This is a genomic window from Pantoea ananatis LMG 2665, assembly GCF_000710035.2.
Taxonomy (GTDB): Bacteria; Pseudomonadota; Gammaproteobacteria; order Enterobacterales; family Enterobacteriaceae; genus Pantoea; species Pantoea ananatis.
Genome location: NZ_JMJJ01000006.1, coordinates 538512 through 553153 on the forward strand (window position 1 = coordinate 538512; position 14642 = coordinate 553153).

General features: G+C 54.2%; 11 protein-coding genes. 1 reads left to right on the plus strand and 10 read right to left on the minus strand.

What is annotated here, in order from left to right:
• Window positions 1–59: 59 nt before the first annotated feature.
• From aaeB to aaeX, 3 genes are read right to left on the minus strand one after another with little or no spacing between them, the layout of a single operon-like run.
• Window positions 60–2012, minus strand: coding sequence for a p-hydroxybenzoic acid efflux pump subunit AaeB (aaeB, locus tag EL29_RS16040; protein ID WP_028715856.1), 1953 nt, complete (start codon window positions 2010–2012; stop codon window positions 60–62).
• 9 nt (window positions 2013–2021) lie between these two features.
• Complete coding sequence (gene aaeA, locus EL29_RS16045; protein WP_015699409.1) at window positions 2022–2954, minus strand: p-hydroxybenzoic acid efflux pump subunit AaeA; 933 nt, start codon at window positions 2952–2954, stop codon at window positions 2022–2024.
• Between the two features lie 7 nt (window positions 2955–2961).
• Window positions 2962–3165 (minus strand): p-hydroxybenzoic acid efflux pump operon protein AaeX, encoded by a 204-nt coding sequence (aaeX, locus tag EL29_RS16050; protein WP_013027425.1) that lies wholly within the window; start codon window positions 3163–3165, stop codon window positions 2962–2964.
• Between the two features lie 230 nt (window positions 3166–3395).
• Between aaeX and aaeR the strand changes: the two genes are divergently transcribed.
• Window positions 3396–4313 (plus strand): HTH-type transcriptional activator AaeR, encoded by a 918-nt coding sequence (gene aaeR, locus EL29_RS16055; RefSeq protein ID WP_013027426.1) that lies wholly within the window; start codon window positions 3396–3398, stop codon window positions 4311–4313.
• A gap of 32 nt (window positions 4314–4345) precedes the next feature.
• Here aaeR and tldD read toward each other — a convergent pair whose 3' ends face one another.
• From tldD to mreB, 7 genes are all read right to left on the minus strand, one after another.
• Window positions 4346–5791: a metalloprotease TldD gene (gene tldD / locus EL29_RS16060; RefSeq protein ID WP_013027427.1), complete on the minus strand. Its 1446-nt coding sequence runs from the start codon at window positions 5789–5791 to the stop codon at window positions 4346–4348.
• 65 nt (window positions 5792–5856) lie between these two features.
• Entirely contained in the window at window positions 5857–9687 is a 3831-nt protein-coding gene (gene yhdP, locus EL29_RS16065; RefSeq protein WP_028715857.1) for an AsmA2 domain-containing protein YhdP, read from the minus strand.
• Between the two features lie 132 nt (window positions 9688–9819).
• Window positions 9820–11289, minus strand: coding sequence for a ribonuclease G (gene rng / locus EL29_RS16070; protein ID WP_013027429.1), 1470 nt, complete (start codon window positions 11287–11289; stop codon window positions 9820–9822).
• A gap of 1 nt (window position 11290) precedes the next feature.
• Window positions 11291–11872: a Maf family protein gene (locus EL29_RS16075; RefSeq protein WP_014594735.1), complete on the minus strand. Its 582-nt coding sequence runs from the start codon at window positions 11870–11872 to the stop codon at window positions 11291–11293.
• An 8-nt stretch (window positions 11873–11880) separates the two neighbouring features.
• The gene (mreD, locus tag EL29_RS16080) at window positions 11881–12369 is read right to left on the minus strand and encodes a rod shape-determining protein MreD (protein ID WP_006120976.1); all 489 of its coding nucleotides are present in this window, start codon (window positions 12367–12369) and stop codon (window positions 11881–11883) included.
• A complete protein-coding gene (gene mreC, locus EL29_RS16085) occupies window positions 12366–13388 on the minus strand; it encodes a rod shape-determining protein MreC (RefSeq protein ID WP_028715858.1) in 1023 nt (340 codons plus the stop codon). The genes mreD and mreC overlap by 4 nt, the downstream gene beginning before the upstream one ends.
• Window positions 13389–13535: 147 nt before the next feature.
• Window positions 13536–14579 carry a rod shape-determining protein MreB gene (gene mreB, locus EL29_RS16090; protein WP_003855260.1) on the minus strand — a complete coding sequence of 348 codons (1044 nt, stop codon included), beginning with the start codon at window positions 14577–14579 and terminating at the stop codon, window positions 13536–13538.
• Window positions 14580–14642: the final 63 nt, after the last annotated feature.

Genomic DNA, 14642 nt, shown 5'->3' on the forward strand with positions numbered 1-14642 from the left:
TGACAGGTCAGGTAACACGGGGGATCATCATGGCCGCCAGCGCTTGCCGCGGCCATAATTCAGATTTGGACGAGCGTATTTTGATATTTTTTCAGCATCTCAGCCAGTCGCGTTACCGGCTCGGTCACGCTGGTTGGGGCGTCATAGTGCGCCAGCTTGTGCTGATAGACATCCAGCTCTTTGAGTAACCGTTCGAAATAATAACGGCGCTTTTCGTCACTGCGTACCGAGATGATCCGATCCGCCGTGTGGCGCAGTTGGCGATGATACGCAGACAGATCGGCATTAACCGGCACATCGGCAGCACGTAATCGCTGATGACCAATAATTAAGGTCAGGGCAATGCGATATTTGTCGATGTCACCCGGGAACAGGTTAAGCAGTAAAAAGAGCTGCTGATAGAGTGCCGGAAGATGGTTTTCACGACGGCGAGCCTGGTTAGTGGTCATCGCCGAGACCGCCGCATACATGAAGCGGTTGAGCAATTTACGGCCCGTGCGCGCTTTGGACTTATCCCGAATCAACAGGATGACCATCAACGCAACGAAGCTGCCGATCCACTGTCCCAGCGCATTGTCGATAAACTGCGTAAAGTTGAACTGCATCGGATTATCCAGCACAAGCACGTTGATTGTGCCGACCATGGCTCCCAGCGTACCAATCTGCCTGCGCTGAATTAAAATGCCGGAAATAAACCCTAACAGGCCAATGGCAATGCACAGCAGCACGGCACTTTGTTGGGTGTTGGGCAAAATATACATGAAATAGAGTGCGCCCAGCGGGACCGCCACCGTCATACCGTAAACAAAGTCTTTAGCCATCATGAGCGGATTGGGCATGCGCATCGCCAGTGCCGTAATCACGCCCAACATGACCATACAGCCGCTACCTGATGTCCAGCCGGTATAGAGCCAGAACAGCGAACCGAGCGCAGTCGCTACAAAGGTGCGAACACCGTTAATCATCGCATGGTGGTTTTCAGCAGAACGCGCCTGAATCACGACCTCGCGCTGAAGAATCCCCTCCTCCAGCGCTGTGATACGGCCGTTACTTTTGATGCCATGCGTCAGCAGCTGATATTCCGTTGCTGCCTCAACCCAGCTTTCCAGCGTCTCGGGGTCCGTTTTACTGCTGACGGCAATTAACCGTCGCAGCGCTTTCATACGCTTGTGTACGTCTTCTGCCGTCGCTGCCTCTTTCTCCATTAACACACGATACTGCGTTGCAATGTAGTCAGGCCGTGAGTTTTGAATTAAAAAGGTTTCAGCCGCCTGGGTAATCATCGTCAGTGACAGAGTGTTCAGCATTTGCAGCCGTCGACTGGTATTCTGCCAGCGCGAAGACTCCATCATCAACTGGCTACGCATACTGCTGAGCGCCGTGGTACGCCGTACCAAAGCCCCCCAGGCTTTATCGACTTCTTCTTTGTCCTCATGCGCCACGCACAGCTGCAGCAACCTGTAATGCGCCACCAGCAGCGAGTCAACTTCAGCATCAATCACTTTTTTAATCGAACGTGGCGAGAAAATCATATCGGCCAGAATGGCGCACAGGATCCCTAAAATGATCTCGCTACAGCGTTCCACGGCATATTGCGGGACCAGCGTCAGCCCACCACTGGCATTCGCCGTCACGACAATAATTAACGCGGTGTAACCAGCCAGTCCGAGCGCATAGGAGTTTTCAACCTTGATCAGCGAAGACAGCCATACGCAGAAACCCGCCCAAATACAACACAACAGCAGCATGACTACCGGTGCGCGTACGGTCGCAATCATGATGACCAGCGCGGCGACACAGCCAATAAATGTTCCGATGATACGAAGAATACCGCGATAGCGTAATGCGCCCGAATAGGGATCGCCGCCTGCCGCAAACGCCGTCCCGCCTGCCACAATGCCCGCCGTCATGACGGCCCAGCGGGGGGTTTCAAGGTTAAGATGAAAGCCGATCATCAGCGCCGCAACCAGCGCAAAAGTCAGCTTTATCGGGAACCGCAGGAACTCAGTCATAGCGTCCTCTTAACCAAACTCACGCAGACGGTTAAAGAAGGACATGATGGGCGATGTATCAGTATGCTGACGATCCTCTGTGCCAGTGATGACCACGGTCGCTGTCGTTCCGGCCGGATAGTGATTGCCGGGGTCCTGGTCAAGACGGATGCGAACCGGTACGCGCTGCGCCAGGCGTACCCACTCCAGGTTAGACTGGACCGTTGCCATTCCTTTACTGTCAACGCTGCTGCTGCTGTTGGTCACGCCTGCCGCGATGCTGTCAACCGTACCGCGCAGCGTCACATTGCTGCCCAATGGCGTGATCTCGGCCCGAAAGCCGGGGCGCACACCATGCAGCTTGGTCTCTTCGAGATAAGCCAGCACGTAAAATGAGCGCTGCTGTACCAGCGCCACGGCAACCGCTCCCCGCGTAATGAATTCGCCCTGGTAGACGTTCAGGTTCGTCACCCATCCATCTGACGGCGCGGTGATCGTGGTTCGTTCCAGGTCGATCTTAGCCAGATCGCGGGTAGCGACAGATTTTGCCAGTTGATGTTCACTGGTTTGCAGATCGTTGTTGGACTGCTCAATGGCTTCGCGTGACATCGCAGAGGTTCCGAGTCGGTTTCGACGTCCGGCCTCACGGCGTTTTTCATTAACCAGTGCCTGGTAATATTCCACATCAGCCTGCGCTTCATCTAACGCTTTTTGGTACCGTGGACGATCGACCACAAACAGCGTGTCACCTTTTTTAACCCGTTGGTTGTCGTGAACGGGAACCTCGGTAATTAACCCGGTGACATCAGGTGAAATCGCGACCACATCGGCCGCAAACCTTGCATCGCGTGTCCAGGGGGATTCGGTATAGAACACCCAGGCACGGAATATGATAATGACGGCGATGATGACCAGCAGGATGGTGATCGCGTAACGCGCGATTTTTCTTATAAGCGTGTTCACGTAAACCTCAAACAAATAAACGGGATACCAGATAAAATACACAGCAGTAAAGGGCTGTATTGAAGAGTGCCGGATGCCAGACAAGATCGTAGATACCGCTGGGCGTCAGCACGCGTTTCACTATCCAGAACAGCATGAGCGAAACGATGAGTTCGATGAAAATGGGCGGAAAAGAGAGCCCAAACATGACAAATACCGGAAGTACACTCATTAAAAATCCTTAGTTCGATACGGCCGGGATAATTCACCGCCTGAAGGACGCAAACGCCTGCGCCTCATAAGCCACATCTGAACTACGGCTGACTTAATAATAGCGTATCATCGGGTGTTTTCAGGTAATGAAGCGTCGCCAGGTCATACCCCGGTCGACATATAGTAACGCGCTTAACTATACGTTTTCTACTGAATGTGATCTAAATCACTTTTTAGCCAGAGTAAACAATGGAACGACTCAAAGGTATGTCGATTTTTGCCAAAGTAGTTGAACTGGGTTCTTTTACTGCGGCCGCACGACAGCTTCACCTTAGCGTGTCATCAATCAGCCAGATTGTCGCCAAACTGGAAGATGCGCTGCAGGTAAAGCTACTCAACCGCAGTACGCGCAGCATTGGGCTCACTGAAGCCGGTAAAATCTACTATCAGGGCTGTCGCCGTATGCTGGCAGAGGCTAACCAGGTTCACGAACAGCTTTATGCCTTTAATAACACGCCGATCGGCGTACTACGCATTGGCAGCTCTTCCACGATGGCACAGAACGTGCTGGCAGGTATGACGAGCGATATGCTGCGTGATTACCCGGGGCTGAGCGTCAACCTGGTAACCGGTATTCCTGCGCCAGATTTAATCGCGGACGGGCTGGACGTGGTGATCCGGGTGGGCGCTTTAAAGGATTCGAGCCTGTTCTCGCGCCGACTCGGGGCGATGCCAATGGTGGTCTGTGCCGCTAAACACTATCTGACGCAGCATGGGACGCCGGAAAAACCTGGCGATATCACTAAATTTGCCTGGCTGGAATACAGCGTAAGGCCAGATAACAATTTTGAGCTGATTGCCCCCGAAGGCATCGTTACGCGTTTATCACCGCAGGGGCGTTTTGTCACCAATGACTCTCAGACGCTCATCCGCTGGCTTAAGGCCGGTAATGGCATCGCCTATGTCCCGATGATGTGGGTAGCGGATGAAATCAAGAAAGGTGAGATTGATATTTTGTTCCCGCAGTACCAATCTGACCCACGACCGGTTTATGCGCTTTATACTGAAAGAGACAAGCTGCCGCTGAAAGTGCAGGTTTGCATCGACTATCTGACGCAGTATTTCGAGCAGGTTGCCGAGCAGTACAAACAGCACCGCAAAAGCTAAAAACCCGCCAGTTGGCGGGTTTTGCGTCTCGGTCAGGCGGTGCCGCCGATTGTCAGCTTATCCAGCTTGAGTGTGGGTTGCCCCACGCCTACCGGCAGGCTCTGTCCTTCCTTACCACAGACGCCAACGCCTTTATCCAGCGCCAGGTCGTTGCCGACCATCGAAATTTGCTGCATTGCCTCGATACCGGAGCCGATCAATGTCGCCCCTTTTACGGGCTTGGTCACTTTGCCCTTCTCAATCAGATAGGCTTCCGAGGTGGAGAACACAAATTTTCCGGAAGTGATATCGACCTGACCGCCGCCGAAGTTAGGGGCATATAATCCGTACTCCACGCTTTCAATGATGTCCTGCGGCGTGGATTTACCGGCCAGCATATAGGTATTTGTCATACGCGGCATCGGCAGGTGCGCATAGGATTCGCGACGACCATTACCGGTGGGATTCACCCCCATCAGTCGGGCATTCAGCTTATCCTGCATATAGCCTTTCAATACGCCATTTTCGATCAGCACATTGTATTGCCCCGGCACGCCTTCATCGTCGATAGCTAACGAACCCCGCAATCCATCAATCGTGCCGTCATCGACAACGGTGCACAGATCAGAAGCGACCAGTTGGCCCATCTTGCCGCTAAAGACCGATGTACCACGGCGATTGAAATCACCTTCCAGGCCGTGACCTACGGCTTCGTGCAGCAGTACGCCCGGCCAGCCAGCGCCCAACACCACAGGTAAGGTTCCTGCAGGCGCAGCCACCGCTGACAGATTTACCAGCGCCATGCGCACGGCCTCACGAGCCCAGGCATCGGCCCGCACCTCGCCGTTCTCATCGGCCAGGAAAAAGGCATAGCCGGTACGCGCACCGCCGCCGCTTGAACCGCGCTCACGCTTGCCCTGATCTTCAACCTGGACGCTAATGGACAGACGAACCAGTGGGCGGACATCGGCGGCTAAGGTGCCGTCAGTAGCGGCAACCAGGACCTGCTCATAGACGCCAGTCAGGCTGGCATTGACTTCCTGAACGCGGGGATCGGCAGCACGTGCGACCTGGTCTACACGATGCAGAAGGGCTATTTTATCTTCACGGCTCAGGCTACCGAGCGGATCGACCGGCGCGTACAGCGAGCGGTTAACTACGGCCGACAGCGTCTGTGCCTTGCCGTTGCCTTGTTCACGCACAATGCTACGTGCCGCTTCAGAAGATAAACGCAACGCATTCAGGGTAATTTGGTCAGCATAGGCAAAGCCGGTTTTTTCACCGCTTACGGCGCGTACGCCCACGCCCTGATCGATATGGTAGGACCCGTCTTTAATGATTTTATCTTCCAGAACCCAGGATTCATGGAAGCTGGACTGGAAATAGAGATCGGCATAGTCCAGACGACGTTCTGAAAGCTGCCCTAACAGGGAAAAAAGGTCCTGCTGATTAATGTTGTTAGCAGTTAGCAACTGCTCACTTACCAGATTCAGAGTCATCGTTTCTCACTTAATATGTGCTCGGATAATCATAGCCTGCGGCAATTATGTTACGCCGTCAAATATCACTTGTTATAGGTTTCGCGTGGTTTACGCATTACTTCATCAATTTCAGGCTTATCCAGCGGCCCGCTGATGTGATAACGCAGCACGGAAATCTTACTCCAGAGCGGCCCCAGCACCTTGCTGGCAGCAAATACCGCAGCGCCCACCACCGGATTGATGGCAAACGCAGCCGCTACGCCGACTGAGGCTGAGATTTCTGGCGTGACTATCGCTTCCATATCAATGCGGCGCTTCACCAGGTCCATATTCCCCTGCATGGCGATATCCGCTTCCAGCCCATCGACAAGCAGGTTATCCGTGCGTACGACGCCATTTTCAATCCAGGCGGTGCCGTTGATGGCGTCGAAGTAGAATCCTTTGTTAAAGGTATCGCTGAAGTCAAAACGCAGTTTGCGCAACAACGCATCAAAGCTCAGCAGACGCAGGATCTGTCCCGCAGCGCCGGTATCCACATCACTGATTTGCCCTTTGCCAAAATGCGTTTTTAATGTGCCGCTCAGCGTTTCCGCTGCAGGCTGCCACGGTGCAGAGCGCCAGTGCAGATCATAATCAATCTTGAAAGGCGCATCCCGCAGCGGTGTATTTACGCCAAACCAGTTGGTGGCGTTATTGATGTTGCTGCCCTGTAATGTGCCTTTCAATGAGGTTCGCTGGTCGTCTGGACGATTAACCCATTCGCCCTGAATATTCAGGCGCGAGGTGCCGGTGTCAACCAGTCCGTTAGTGAGTGCTAACGTACTTCCATTGGGCTGCAGTCTGGCGTTCACCCGACCATACTTCTGCCCCAACAGCCAGCATTCTGTACACTGCAGCTGTAAGGCAGGCCACTGACTAAAATCGATCCGCTCGCTCTTTTGTCCCAGCGGTGAAGTCGACGCGCCTTTTTGATCGGCCGTCGCCTTCCATTCTGGATTGTAATACAGGTAATCCAGTGCAATCTGCCACGGGGCCGAAGGTGAGGTCGTTAACTGGCCTCTCAGCTCATCGGCGTTGACCTTCACCCGGGTCTTACCACTCATTTCCTGAGTGAGAGAGGTATCAACGTTATGCCACTGTTGCCCGGCCAGAGTCACAGAAGGACTGCGCAGGATAATATTGCCCGGCAGCGTTGCGCCGCCCACCTGATGCTCACCCGTCGTCGAACGGGTTGATCCGCCGCCGGTCGCCATCAATGCCGCCCAGGCTTCGCCATCCAGCGCCGGCAGGTTCAGCACCATTCCCGATCGGTCTGGCAACGTCGGCAGGGTTTTTGTATCGTTAAGCCAGATGCCCCGATCGACGCGCAGTGTGGGTTCCAGCAGCCAGCGGCTGTTGAACTTATGTCGTTCATCCACGCTACCGCTGAGATCAAAATGCGTTAAATCGCCTTTAGCATTGACGGCGATCGGCAGGCTTTCGCCCGCTTTTTTATCAAGCGGCGAAGGTAAGCGACTACTTACTTCTTTTCCGTCACCTTTCAAGGCTACGTCATAACGCGCGCCGCCCTTGTGCGGTAAGGAAACGTTCACCTCACCCTGCCAGGGAAGATGCCCGGCCAGTTGGCTGCCAATCTGAGGCGGCATTCCGGTGATTTTTGCCAGCTGCCAGTCAGCAAGCAACTTTACGTTAACGCCAAAATCATCGGGGTTTTCTTTCGTACTAAAGCTGACATTGAGTGGCTGACCAAACCAGTTAGCCTGCATCTGATCGCTTTCGAGATTGCCGTTGTCATAACGAAACTGTCCAGTCAGATGCGTCATGGTGGTGTTCAGCGGCTTGATATGCAGGCTGTTATTGTTCATCACCACATCACCGCTGGCGTGAACATCCTTACCATCCAGCGGAATATCAAGTTTGAGGTGGCCCTTGGTCAGACCTTTAATCTGTAGCTGCTCCAGCGCCGCGCCCAGCGAGGACTTAAGTGGCGTGTGCTGAAAGTATTCGCCAATTTCCTGCCCATCACCGCTGATATCGCCATTGATAATCAGCTTTTCCTTCATGTAATCAGGAATGACGGCGCTGACGTTGCGGGCATTAACCTCCCCCAGTTTTGCCAGAGGAGCCTGCATCCACAAACCGTCATTGAGAAAGTTAAGATCGATATCGAGATTGCTGATATCCGGCCAGCCCGGCTGGAAGCCATAGGTAGCCTTGCGTAACGGTACCCAAACCTGAAACATGCCGTCGTTGTGCTGGAAGGGGAAAAGTGCCGGATTGCCGTTGAACAGCAGCGTGGCATTGTCGACCCTGCCCCCTTTTACGGCACCGCTCAGATAGCGCGTAAGTGAATGCCCCATTAACGGCGTTGGGAAATAGCGCCAGGCATCGCCCGCGTCAGTAACGTTGATCCCGGCCAGGATATCCAGCTGAGGATGCGTATCGGTATTTTGCTGATAACGGAAATCGCCATGCGCCCAGAGTGAACGCGCCTGTACATCAAGATCCTGACCTGCCAGAGTCAGTCCGTGTTGGTCACGCAGCCAGTTCATGCTGCCGGTCACCTTCTTGATCTCTAACGGGGCCTGGAACATATCACCATAGGGCACCGTAGCCTGACCCATCGCAATCCTGGCCTGTCCGTTATTCAGGCTGCCTGCTGCCTCGCCACTTAAATGACTGATTCCCGGAACCAGTTTCCAGTACTGCCAGCTGAAATCTCGCCATTTAACCTGAAAGCGTGTCTGCTCAGGCTGCTCAACAGGAATATCCAGGGCCAGCCCGTCAATGGTGCCGCGAGGTCGCAGTGCTCGCCAGTTATCAAACAGCGCCGGTGACAAGGGCGCAAACAGCGGCACCAGGGGGGCAATATGGTCCAGCGCCAGTTGCGTCGCGCGAACCCGTACCTCAGCCTCGCTGTTGCTGCCCAGCATCTGCGTGTCCTGAGGTTGCCAGAGTAGCGAAAAATGACCAGCGGGCCAGGCGTTACCGTCTGTGCTGAGTTTGGTTTGCGGCACATTAACCACCCAGCCATTTTTGTAACGCGACAGATGGGCAGTAAGGTTATCAACGCTCAGCGTATGTGGGCCGCTTTCGCCCTGCCAGCTTGCGCCGCCCCGACTTAACAGCAGATCGCCGGCATAGACGTCGCCATCGCGCAAATTAACCCAGGCCGCCAGACTGAATCGGGCACTGTCAAGACGCGTATTATCCCGCACCCAGCGGCCCAGCCAGGGGCGCATATCAACGTCATCAGCCTGCATCCAGATACGACCATCGTTGAGTAAGCCACCGCTGTCTTTCAGGTCGAGACGGACCTGCACCACGCCGTGCTGGCCGGTAAAGCTCGACAAGCTGACTTCACCTTCAGCCCGATGCCGGGTGTTTTCATTCAGCCATGTCAGTTTCGGTATCGCCAGTTCAGCATGTTGGCCGGATGGCGTGATAAAACGAATGGTGCTGTCACGCAGGTCAAAGTGATCGAACTGGCGCAAAAACAGATCGTTAACCTGGGTGAGTTTGAAACTGTGCTTGTCATTGTCACTGGTTAACAGAGGCTGAGTGCTGTCGAGATGTAACTGCCAGAAGGTAAGATCGCGGAACTGCCAGCGCCAGTGAAGCAGTGACTGCCAGACGTCCAGTGCCACGGTGATACGCGCGATAGAGAGCGACCCCGTCTCTTTCATATCGACGTCTAAATTGCGGATTTGTAGCGTGGGCCCAAAATTCTCCCACTTGCCACGTAGCTCACTGGCTTTCACGTTGACGCCGCTGGCGTCAGAAACCCACTGAAGGACCTGACTGCGATAGGCATCGAGATGCGGCATCGCCAGACGTAGCGCGCTGACGAGCAGCGCCACAATCACAACGACTGTCGCGAGCAGCAGTAACAGAATTCTTGGCAACTGCCTCACTCACACCTCTCCTTGTCTACCGTTAACGACGGATGGTTGCTGCTCATACCCGGCGTCCTATGACATAGCGGTATGGGTTCACATTTTACCCTAAAATGTGCAGTCAGGCATCGTCAGCCCGACCAGCCAGTATTACATCATCACCACGTCAAATTGTTCCTGGGTGTAAAGCGCTTCGACATGCACCTTTACCTGCTTGCCCACGAAAAGCTCCACTTCGGCCAGCGCATGGGACTCATCCGTTTTCAACGCTTCACCTACGGTTGGCGAAACATACACCAGGAAACGATCCGAATCATAAGCATGGTGCACGCGGACGATTTCGCGCATGATTTCATAGCACACGGTTTCAACCGTTTTCAGCGTGCCGCGCCCTTTGCACACAGGACAGTCTTCGCACAGCACGTGCTCAATGCTTTCGCGCGTGCGCTTGCGAGTCATTTCCACCAGCCCCAATGCGGAAAAACCGCTGATACCTGTCTTGACCCGATCTTTATTCAGCGCCGTTTCCAGTGAATGCAGTACGCGACGACGATGATCTTCATTACTCATATCAATGAAGTCGATGATAATAATGCCGCCAAGGTTGCGAAGCCTTAGCTGACGTGCAATGGCCTGAGTGGCTTCCACGTTGGTATTAAAGATCGTCTCATCAAGGTTTCGGTGTCCGACAAAGGCACCCGTGTTGATGTCTATCGTCGTCATCGCTTCAGTTTGATCGATGATGAGGTATCCGCCAGATTTGAGTTCAACTTTACGCTCCAGCGAGCGTTGAATCTCATTTTCAACGTCGAACAGATCGAAGATGGGCTGCTTGCCGTTGTAAAGTTCGAGCTTGCTGGCCATCTCGGGGATGTATTCGCTGGTAAACTCGTTAAGTAAATCACAGGTCAGCCGCGAGTCTACGCGAATGCGGTCAAGGGCTGCGCCGGCAAAGTCTCGCAGAATACGCTGCGCCAGCGCCAGTTCGCCATAAAGCAGGCAACGTGTCTGGTTACGTTTTTTCCGCTCGCTGACTTTGGTCCACAGACGTTTCAGAAAGGCGGCATCCTGTGCCAGCTCTTCTTCGCCAATGCCTTCGGCTGCCGTGCGAATAATAAAGCCGCCCAGATCGTCGCAGTAGTCAGCTACTACCGCTTTGAGACGCTCGCGTTCTTTTTCACTGGCAATACGTTGAGAAACCCCGACGTGCGCAGCACCAGGCATGAACACCAAATAACGGGAAGGCAACGTGATATCCGTAGTCAGGCGCGCGCCTTTTGTGCCAAGCGGGTCTTTCACTACCTGCACGACCAAATCCTGCCCCTGACGAACCAGTTCTGCGATATCGCGTACGACAAAATTTTTCTTTTCATCGCCTGCGACACATTCCGTATGCGGCATGATGTCAGAAGCATGCAGGAAAGCGGCCTTGTCCAGTCCGATATCCACAAAGGCCGCCTGCATGCCAGGCAGCACGCGACTGACGCGTCCCTTGTAGATATTGCCAACGATGCCGCGTCGGGCTTCACGCTCAATATGGATTTCCTGCAGGATGCCGCCGTCGATATAGGCGACACGCGTTTCAGCAGGCGTAACATTAACCAGTAGTTCAGCCGTCATGTTAACCCCTTACGGCACGCAGTGACTGAAAATGGTCGATCAGCTCCGCTGTCTCAACCAAGGGCAATCCGACCACCGCGTGATAACTTCCATTGATTTTACGAACAAAGTTTCCGCCCTTCCCCTGAATGCCGTATGCGCCGGCTTTATCCATGGGTTCACCTGTTGCGATGTAATCGGTAATGTCGCGCGCGGTTAAGTTACGAAATGTCACCTCGGTTACCACCAGGCAGTCCAGCACCTGCTGACGATCGGCGAGGGCAATTGCGGTCATGACCTGATGGGTTTTCCCGGAGAGTTTACTGAGCATGGCGCTGGCATGGTCGGCATCGTGCGGTTTTTCCAGCACTTCTCCATTGAGCACGACAATGGTATCCGCGCCCAGCACCGGCAGATCGTGTTGGGCAATCAGCGTGCCGGCTTTCGCTTTGTCATGCGCCAGGCGGCGGACATAAACGTCTGCCGCTTCATGGGGCTGACGCTGTTCTTCAACGTCAGTGATGATGCGCTCAAAGGTCAGACCCAGTTGGGTCAGCAACTCACGTCGACGGGGAGACGCGGAGGCCAGATAAAGGGTTACCATAAATTTCCTTATTGAACAGCGAACTGACGGCGGATCTTTCTCATTAATAAGAATAGCCACGGCCAGAGAATCCCGTCGACAACACTGCTCCAGAAAATTTCAGGGCGGAATGAGACGTTGATCACCAGAAACTCCGCCCAGAAGACGATCACATCCATTGCTAATGACAGCACCATAACCATTAACGCCTGCTGCCACAACGCTAAGTTACGGAATAGCTGGAATTTAAATGCGACCAGATAGGCGATGATGCTCAGCGCCAACGCCCGAACGCCGAGCGTCGAACCCGCGATTAAATCCATAATCGCTCCCAGCAGAAAACCACTTCCGACGTTGACACGGTGCGGTAGCGCCAGAACCCAATACACGAGAATCAGCAATAGCCATGATGGCCGGAACATATAGATCTGTTCCGGCCACGGCATGATTTGCAGAATAAAGGCCATAAGGAAGGACAGCCAGATAACCCATCGACCCTGGCTGCGATATCGACTCAATTCTGGCCTCCGCGTGAGCGCGAAGCGGAACCCTGTGCGGCGCTTTCGCCACTGCCCGAAGCCGGAGTGGTGTTCTGCGCTGAAGGCGCAGGAGGGCCCATTTCACCGGCGGGAGGCAGAACCTGCGGCATCATTTGCATCAGCCGTTCATTAGCTACCCGATGAACATCGTCAGGTGCCATCGGCATCTCGCCTTTGCGATCCGCGCCCCACAGCAGCAGCAGGTAACGCAGACGTTGCAGACCCGCGGTGGGATGCGCCTGAATGACCGTGTAGGCGCGCTGTGTGTCAACCTTGACCGATGACACAACACCCACCGGATAGCCTTCAGGGAAACGGCCACCTAAACCAGAGGTGACCAGCACGTCACCAACGCGAATGTCAGTATTGCCCGGCAGATGCTCCAGCTGCAGATCTTCCGTACAGCCATTGCCCGCTGCGATGACACGAATGTCATTGCGCAGCACCTGAATAGGCAGCGCATGTGATGCATCACAAATCAACAGAACACGGCTGGTGAACTGGCCTACGGCAATCACCTGACCGACCACACCTTTATCACTGATAACCGGCTGGCCTTCGTATACGCCATTCGCACTGCCCTTATCGATCACGACCTGATCGGTGTAAGGATCGGTGCCGGTAGAGATCACCTGGGTCACCATCTTGTGCTCGTCCTGACGCAGTGGGGAACCCAGCAGCTCGCGCAGGCGCGCGTTCTCCTGCTTATATTGCCCCAGCATGAGCAGGTCGCTGTTCTTCAGAAAAAGCTCTCGACGTAACGCTTTATTTTCCAGTTCGAGCTGCTGGCGAGAAGCCAGCGTGTCTGACACGCCATCAAGTAGCTGGCGCGGCCCGTTGGCCAGGAAGTAAAACGGACTGACCGACGTGTCCAGATAGTTGCGTATTTGAGTAAATGAACTCACGCGACTATCAGCGATGATAATGGCAATCGCCACAATCACCGCCAGAAATAGACGCAATTGCAGAGAAGGCCCTCTGCTAAAAATCGGCTTCATATAATCTGCGTGTTCCTCGACTACAAGGTAAGAAAGTACGGGCGGGCCGCACTTTCCTGGGCTGGTCACATCATACCGATGCACGCAGCGCCGGTTTACACGCTACTCCCTGCGCACTGTTACAACGATTCCAGCCGGTTGAGGCAATTATTCTTCGCTGAATAAATCGCCGCCATGCATGTCGATCATTTCCAACGCTTTACCGCCACCGCGAGCCACGCAGGTCAGGGGATCTTCCGCGACGACCACAGGAATACCGGTTTCTTCCATCAGCAGGCGATCCAGGTTACGCAGCAGCGCACCACCACCGGTCAGTACCATACCGCGCTCGGAGATATCAGATGCCAGCTCCGGCGGGCACTGTTCCAGCGCAACCATGACTGCACTGACGATACCTGTCAGAGGCTCTTGCAGGGCTTCGAGAATCTCGTTGGAATTAAGTGTAAAGCCGCGTGGCACACCTTCCGCCAGGTTACGTCCACGCACTTCAATTTCGCGCACTTCATCGCCCGGATAAGCCGAGCCGATCTCATGCTTGATGCGTTCTGCCGTGGCTTCACCAATCAGTGAACCATAGTTACGGCGCACATAATTAATAATGGCTTCGTCGAAACGATCACCGCCGATACGGACGGATGACGAGTACACGACGCCGTTCAGGGAAATAACGGCGACTTCAGTGGTACCACCACCGATATCGACGACCATAGAACCCGTTGCTTCGGAAACCGGTAGGCCAGCACCAATCGCGGCCGCCATCGGCTCTTCAATCAGGAAAACTTCGCGGGCGCCAGCGCCCTGGGCCGATTCACGAATCGCACGACGTTCAACCTGGGTAGCGCCAACTGGCACACAGACCAGCACGCGCGGGCTTGGACGCATGAAGCTGTTGCTGTGAACCTGCTTAATGAAGTGCTGCAGCATTTTTTCCGTCACAAAGAAATCGGCGATAACGCCATCTTTCATTGGACGAATAGCTGCGATATTGCCTGGCGTACGGCCAAGCATCTGTTTGGCGTCATGACCTACTGCCGCCACGCTTTTTGGTGAACCGGCACGATCCTGGCGAATAGCAACCACGGAAGGCTCGTTCAGCACGATGCCTTGTCCTTTTACATAAATCAGGGTGTTCGCGGTACCCAGGTCAATGGACAAGTCATTTGAAAACATGCCACGAAATTTTTTAAACATACTAAAGGATAATCCTGCAAGCTGGAGGCGGAAAATAAAATCCGCTTACTTTACCAACCACAC

Coding starts and splice junctions, on each gene's coding strand:
- aaeB (WP_028715856.1), bottom strand. CDS start 2,012: ATGACTGAGTTCCTGCGGTTCCCGATAAAGCTGACTTTTGCGCTGGTT.
- mreB (WP_003855260.1), bottom strand. CDS start 14,579: ATGTTTAAAAAATTTCGTGGCATGTTTTCAAATGACTTGTCCATTGAC.
- EL29_RS16075 (WP_014594735.1), bottom strand. CDS start 11,872: ATGGTAACCCTTTATCTGGCCTCCGCGTCTCCCCGTCGACGTGAGTTG.
- rng (WP_013027429.1), bottom strand. CDS start 11,289: ATGACGGCTGAACTACTGGTTAATGTTACGCCTGCTGAAACGCGTGTC.
- aaeX (WP_013027425.1), bottom strand. CDS start 3,165: ATGAGTGTACTTCCGGTATTTGTCATGTTTGGGCTCTCTTTTCCGCCC.
- aaeR (WP_013027426.1), top strand. CDS start 3,396: ATGGAACGACTCAAAGGTATGTCGATTTTTGCCAAAGTAGTTGAACTG.
- tldD (WP_013027427.1), bottom strand. CDS start 5,791: ATGACTCTGAATCTGGTAAGTGAGCAGTTGCTAACTGCTAACAACATT.
- mreC (WP_028715858.1), bottom strand. CDS start 13,388: ATGAAGCCGATTTTTAGCAGAGGGCCTTCTCTGCAATTGCGTCTATTT.